Below are 5,545 nucleotides of genomic sequence, written 5' to 3'. Positions count from 1 at the left end.
GTCCACCAATTTGATTGCGTAATTCTTGTATTGCAAAAATCTTAGCATCGCGGGCATAAAAAGATTTATGAACCAACAGTCCACTTGGTTTGTTAATTGCAATAATGTATTCGTCTTGGTAAAGAATTTCTAACATTTGGCAAAAATAAAAAGAGATTCTAATTAGAATCTCTTTTTTATGAATATTATTTGAAAATCGTTTAATTTACCGCTTTAAAAAATGAGGGTGAATTTCCATAAATGGCAGTTTTACCATCCCATTTTTCAATAAATTGTTGTTGAATTAATAATTGATTTAATGAAACTTTTCTTAATTCATTTGCTCTCGCTTCCGCTTCTGCCTGCACTAATAATTTTTTTGCATTAGCTTCTGCAACTTTCAACTCGTTTTCTACTCTTTGCGCCTCTTGTATCGCTGCATTTTTTGCATTAATTGCTTTAGTGATTGCTTCTGGATATTGAATACCACTTGTTAATTGTTCTAAAATAAAACCTTCTTTTTTCAAAAAAGAATTCATTTTATCCTGTACTCCATTCTCAAAAGCCTCTCTACTGCTAATTATCTGGTCTGTTGTATATTTATTAAACTCGATACGGTAAACATCTTTTATATGATTAACCAATGTATTTTGTAAAACTTCATTAATTCCACGTCTGTATTTCTTGAAAATTTTAGGCGATTGACCATCAATTACTTTCAATGAAATGGTAGGATCTACCGAAAAAACCGAACCATCTTTTGCGTTCACTGTAAATGCTTCGTAATTTACTGTTTGTACGTAAGTCGGAATTTCAAAAACTTGCTCTGTTAGTGGATTGTACCAAACTCTACCTGTAACCAAAGCGACGTCTTGTACACCTTTGTCTGATCCATACATTTTTACCAACAAACCTTCGTGTCCAGCATCAATTCGTTCTGTACAAAGCAATGCAGCTATAAATAAAACGAAAGCGACTGTTCCTCCTGCTATTAATTTAATTAGATTTTTATTCATTTGTAAAATAGATTTTTTTGAAAATAATTAGGGTAACAAAAATTAAAAGACTTAATAATAACACGCCAAAAATCACGTGAAGTGTATTAGGTTCGCTGATTAATCCAAAAATATATTGAATGGCAAACAAAATAAACACAAGCCAAATTGGTACAAATGCAATTTTTAGAATTGTTTTATTAGACATAATTTTTTTACTTTTGTTAAAATTATCATAAATAAATTTAATTTATAATAAGCTATGTCATTGTAAATATTATTTATTATTCTTATCTTTAAAAGATGAAGTTTAATTAAGATGAAGAAAGGTTTAATTATAGGAAAAGGATGGCTCGGAAGTCGATTAGAATTTTATCTTGAGAAAAACTACACCATCTCAACAACTAAAAGAAATTCGAATGCTGATAATTGTTATTCTATAGATTTTAACAACTATAATTCTCAAAAATTAACTAAAAATTACGATTTTATAATTGTGACAATTCCTTTCGGAAGAAGAAATTCTATTGAAGAATTAAACCTAAGATTTAATCATTTGATTGAGTTTTTAGAAGGTTATAAAGGTCAACTAATTTTATTAAGTTCTACAGCTATTTATCCTGAAATTAATGAGGAAATTACTGAGGAAAGTATTTCAATTAAAAATTTAATTAATCCATATTATTTTATTGAAAATCAATTAAAAGTAAAATACAATCAATTAGTTATTTTACGTTTAGGTGGATTAATGGGCGATGATCGCTACTTATCGAAATATTTAAATTTGGACAATCAAAATTTGAATCAAATGGTTAATCATATTCATTATTTGGACGTTATTAATTTGATTCAAAAAATCATCATTTCTACTAAAAATAATGAAATTTACAATATCATTGCACCAGAACATCCTACAAAAAGAGAAGTTTTAGAATTTCAACTAAAAGGCAAAATTAATCAACCAAAATCTAAAGTTGGAAAAGTGATTTTATCTACTAAAATTCAAAAAGAATTTGATTATGAATTTCTATTTCCAAACCCAATTTATTTTAACAAAAAAGATTAACGTCTATTTTTTCTTTCTTTTGCCTTAAATACAAAGTAAAAAATTACTATTGCTAAAACTGTGATTAATATTGTGTCCCAGTTTTCTTTAATAATTGATAATACGTTTTCCATTATTGTTTTTTCTTAAATGATAAAATTAACAAAAAAAGCCACTCTTACGAGCAGCTTTTCTTAAATTTATCTTGAATCTATTGATTAAGCATGAATTGCACGATTTGCAGTTGCAGCCAAGGCAGCTTCTTTTATCGCTTCTGAGAATGTTGGATGTGCATGTGACATTCTTGAAATATCTTCTGCAGACGCACGGAATTCCATTGCTGTAACGCCTTCTGCAATAAGATCTGCAGCACGAGCACCAATAATATGAACTCCTAAAACTTCGTCTGTATTTTTGTCTGCTAAAATTTTAGCAAAACCATCTGTATCCATAGATGCACGAGCGCGACCTAAAGCTTTGAATGGGAAAGAACCTACTTTGTATTCTACTCCTTCTTCTTTTAATTGCTCTTCTGTTTTCCCTACTCCTGCAACTTCTGGCCAAGTATATACAACACCAGGAATTAAGTTATAGTTGATATGAGGTTTTTGACCTGCTAATTGTTCTGCAACTAAAGTACCTTCTTCTTCGGCTTTGTGTGCTAACATTGCACCAGCAACAACGTCACCAATTGCATAAATGTTAGAAACATTTGTTTGTAAGTGACCGTTTGTTTTGATACGACCTCTTTCATCAACTTCTACTCCAACAGTATCTAAACCTAAAGAACCAGTAAATGCACGACGACCAACTGCTACTAATGCATAATCACCGTTGATTTCTACTTCTTCACCTTTTTTGTTTGTTGCTTTTAATGTAACATCATTTCCGTTGTTAACAACAGAAGTTACACCTGTAGAAGTGTAGAATTTCATTCCTTGTTTTTTCAATACTTTTGTCAATTCTTTAGACAAAGCACCGTCCATTCCTGGAATTACACGATCTGCATATTCTACAACAGTTACTTGAGAACCTAAACGTAAGTAAACAGAACCTAATTCTAAACCAATTACTCCACCACCAATTACAATTAAATGTGAAGGTACTTCTGGTAAAGCTAATGCTTCTGTAGAAGTAATAATTCTTGTACCATCTGTTGGTGCGAAAGGTAATTCTGAAGAAACTGATCCAGTTGCAATAATTGTATTTTTTGCTTCGATTTCTTGTGTAGAACCATCTGCAGCAGTTACAATAATATGAGTAGCATCTTTGAATGCTCCTGTACCTTTTAAAACATCGATGTTATTTTTACCCATTAAGTATTCGATACCCGCAACGTTAGTGTCAATAACACCTTGTTTACGAGCAATCATTTGAGTAAAGTTAACTTTTGGCGTATCGATATCGATTCCGTGCTCTTTAAAGTGAGTAACAGCATCGTAATAGTGGTGAGAAGAATCTAATAACGCTTTTGATGGGATACATCCAACATTAAGACATGTACCTCCTAAAGCTTGTTTTTCGATAATTGCAGTTTTAAATCCTAATTGTGCACAACGTATTGCTGCCACATATCCACCAGGTCCTGCACCTATTACGGCTACATCATAAGAACTCATATAGTTTTATTTTGATATTATTAAATATTTACTCTACAAATATAATTATAATCGTATTGATTCTTGTTATAAAAAAGTAATGAATTTTATCAACTTAAATTTTTAAAATAACATCTACAAATGTTTTCATTCTATATTCTTTCATCATACCCAACTGCTGTTGAAAAATAGGTTAATTAAACCAATTGATATATTTAATTTCCGTACTCATTAGTCTTATTGTTATAAAAATTCTATCCATTCTTCTAATAACTGTTTTAAATTTATCAAGGATATTTGATGCTTAAAAATTCCGCCACCATCATATACAATTGCATTATTTGCAGAAAATTCAATCCAAGTACTAGAATTCTGGTCAAATAGATAGTCTTCTTCATCATTTGTACCGACAATAGCATGCTCAATTTCTTCTAATAAAGTCTCAGCTTCATTATTGGACGCAGTTTGTAATAGATGGGACAATATTATTGAACCTTCTATATTAGTATTTCCATCACAAGAATAAAAAATACTATTATCATTGTTTCTAATTTTTGAAAATCGTAAACTATATTTTTCTTTTATAGCCATTTCTGATTATTTTAGGATTAATTTGAAATATATTAAATAATCTGTCTTTATTGAATTCTTCCTTTCTTGACATAAATTTCTTTGTCTATTTCAAAGTCACAAAATTTTTATTTCCTAATCTGATTTGATATTTATTAATTAAATTCTGATTCATATTTTACTTTATACATTCTTTCCAAGATAATAATATTTCTTTCCAATCTTCAAGTGGTATAATTTGCCTACTTTCATAAAGGGCTGGATATTGTCTGATTTCAAAATGTGTAGGAGTAATTAATGCATACCAATAATCTTCCATTCTAGAAGTTAAACTCCCTCCCCAATCAGGATCTTCTATTTGATTAAAATTACCATCTATAGCTAATTGTATATCATCAATAAAATCCTGAACATCCTCTGGGTAACGATATATGTATATATATGCTTCTAAAGGTCCTTTAATGAAACCATCAAAAGGCTCATTAATTTTTCTCATTTTTAGACTATATTGTTGTAAAATTGCTGAATTCATTTTTTAAAAATAAGTTGATCAAATTAATTTTATGATAATAACTAAATTACAGAAGACATCTGAGGTTTATAAATTAATATCTTAAAAAGGATTTTGTCTGTTTTTTACTCTTTCTATTTTTCTGTTGACAAAATTTGATAATGTCGGAGTCACCTTATTTATCCAATTTGGTCTATCTGAAAGATCCTCGTAGCTTGCTTGATATACTGCTGGATCATCTCCTTCATCAAGGTACACAAACAAAAATTGGTCTCCTGCGTTATAGACATCTATTGCATAAAAAGGACGTGTAATAACACGGTTTTCTTCTTGCATATTTTCTCTTACAAAATCTTGTAATTCTTGTTGAGTATCATTTAACCCATAATCTAACACATAACAACGTTCTCCTGCTAAAAAGAGTAATTCTCGTAATGCTTTTGGAAATTGTTTCCATTATTATATTTTGTTTCTAGTTGTTTTATTTCTTCTTCTGATATAGGAACAATTGAAGAATTGATTAACTTCCCAAATTTAGTCGGGTTATTTTGTAATTCGATTAAGTACTGTATTTTCATAGTTGACTTATTATAAATTATTTAAGAATTTTGTTGTATTAGCATCTGGATGCGCTATCATTTTAATATCTATAATTTTTCCTTGTTGTTTGGCTAATTCTTTCAAATATACCAAATATCCTTGGCAGCTTTGGCAAGTGTAAAGGGTTGATTCCATTTCTATAACAAATAGATTACCTTTGTTCCAGTGATTTTCTAACAAATTAAAAAAACAAAAACCTCAGACAAAATCTGAAGTTTATTATTCTTATTCTATTTGTTGAAACTCT

At 29.5% G+C, this 5,545-nt stretch carries 8 protein-coding genes and 1 pseudogene; 1 reads left to right on the top strand and 8 read right to left on the bottom strand.

Annotated features, from left to right (window positions below; translation table 11 throughout):
• Both RSC72_RS15715 and RSC72_RS15710 read right to left on the bottom strand, forming a co-directional pair.
• Positions 1–136: pseudogene (locus RSC72_RS15715) on the bottom strand (pseudouridylate synthase); the annotation flags it as partial.
• A gap of 64 nt (positions 137–200) precedes the next feature.
• Positions 201–995, bottom strand: coding sequence for a prohibitin family protein (locus tag RSC72_RS15710; RefSeq protein ID WP_332546608.1), 795 nt, complete (start codon positions 993–995; stop codon positions 201–203).
• A 298-nt stretch (positions 996–1,293) separates the two neighbouring features.
• Here RSC72_RS15710 and RSC72_RS15705 point away from each other — a divergent pair, with 298 nt between their 5' ends.
• A complete protein-coding gene (locus RSC72_RS15705; RefSeq protein WP_332566354.1) occupies positions 1,294–2,040 on the top strand; it encodes a hypothetical protein in 747 nt (248 codons plus the stop codon).
• Between the two features lie 197 nt (positions 2,041–2,237).
• On the opposite strand, the gene lpdA is transcribed toward RSC72_RS15705, so the two are convergent.
• The 6 genes from lpdA to RSC72_RS15675 all read right to left on the bottom strand — a co-directional run bounded on the left by lpdA (position 2,238) and on the right by RSC72_RS15675 (position 5,433).
• Positions 2,238–3,638, bottom strand: coding sequence for a dihydrolipoyl dehydrogenase (gene lpdA / locus RSC72_RS15700; protein WP_332566355.1), 1,401 nt, complete (start codon positions 3,636–3,638; stop codon positions 2,238–2,240).
• Between the two features lie 222 nt (positions 3,639–3,860).
• On the bottom strand, positions 3,861–4,208 hold the full coding sequence (locus RSC72_RS15695; RefSeq protein WP_332566356.1) for a hypothetical protein: 348 nt from the start codon (positions 4,206–4,208) through the stop codon (positions 3,861–3,863).
• A gap of 157 nt (positions 4,209–4,365) precedes the next feature.
• Positions 4,366–4,719, bottom strand: coding sequence for a hypothetical protein (locus RSC72_RS15690; protein ID WP_332545925.1), 354 nt, complete (start codon positions 4,717–4,719; stop codon positions 4,366–4,368).
• Positions 4,720–4,800: 81 nt separating this feature from the next.
• Entirely contained in the window at positions 4,801–5,094 is a 294-nt protein-coding gene (locus tag RSC72_RS15685; RefSeq protein WP_332545923.1) for a hypothetical protein, read from the bottom strand.
• A 17-nt stretch (positions 5,095–5,111) separates the two neighbouring features.
• The gene (locus RSC72_RS15680) at positions 5,112–5,276 is read right to left on the bottom strand and encodes a hypothetical protein (RefSeq protein WP_332545921.1); all 165 of its coding nucleotides are present in this window, start codon (positions 5,274–5,276) and stop codon (positions 5,112–5,114) included.
• Between the two features lie 10 nt (positions 5,277–5,286).
• Positions 5,287–5,433: a hypothetical protein gene (locus tag RSC72_RS15675; protein ID WP_332545919.1), complete on the bottom strand. Its 147-nt coding sequence runs from the start codon at positions 5,431–5,433 to the stop codon at positions 5,287–5,289.
• Positions 5,434–5,545 lie beyond the last annotated feature (112 nt).

Source organism: Algoriella sp. (assembly GCF_036647415.1).
GTDB lineage: Bacteria > Bacteroidota > Bacteroidia > Flavobacteriales > Weeksellaceae > Empedobacter.
This window is presented reverse-complemented; position numbering and strand designations above follow the sequence as displayed.

Coding starts and splice junctions, on each gene's coding strand:
- RSC72_RS15710 (WP_332546608.1), bottom strand. CDS start 995: ATGAATAAAAATCTAATTAAATTAATAGCAGGAGGAACAGTCGCTTTC.
- RSC72_RS15690 (WP_332545925.1), bottom strand. CDS start 4,719: ATGAATTCAGCAATTTTACAACAATATAGTCTAAAAATGAGAAAAATT.
- lpdA (WP_332566355.1), bottom strand. CDS start 3,638: ATGAGTTCTTATGATGTAGCCGTAATAGGTGCAGGACCTGGTGGATAT.
- RSC72_RS15695 (WP_332566356.1), bottom strand. CDS start 4,208: ATGGCTATAAAAGAAAAATATAGTTTACGATTTTCAAAAATTAGAAAC.
- RSC72_RS15705 (WP_332566354.1), top strand. CDS start 1,294: ATGAAGAAAGGTTTAATTATAGGAAAAGGATGGCTCGGAAGTCGATTA.
- RSC72_RS15680 (WP_332545921.1), bottom strand. CDS start 5,276: ATGAAAATACAGTACTTAATCGAATTACAAAATAACCCGACTAAATTT.
- RSC72_RS15675 (WP_332545919.1), bottom strand. CDS start 5,433: ATGGAATCAACCCTTTACACTTGCCAAAGCTGCCAAGGATATTTGGTA.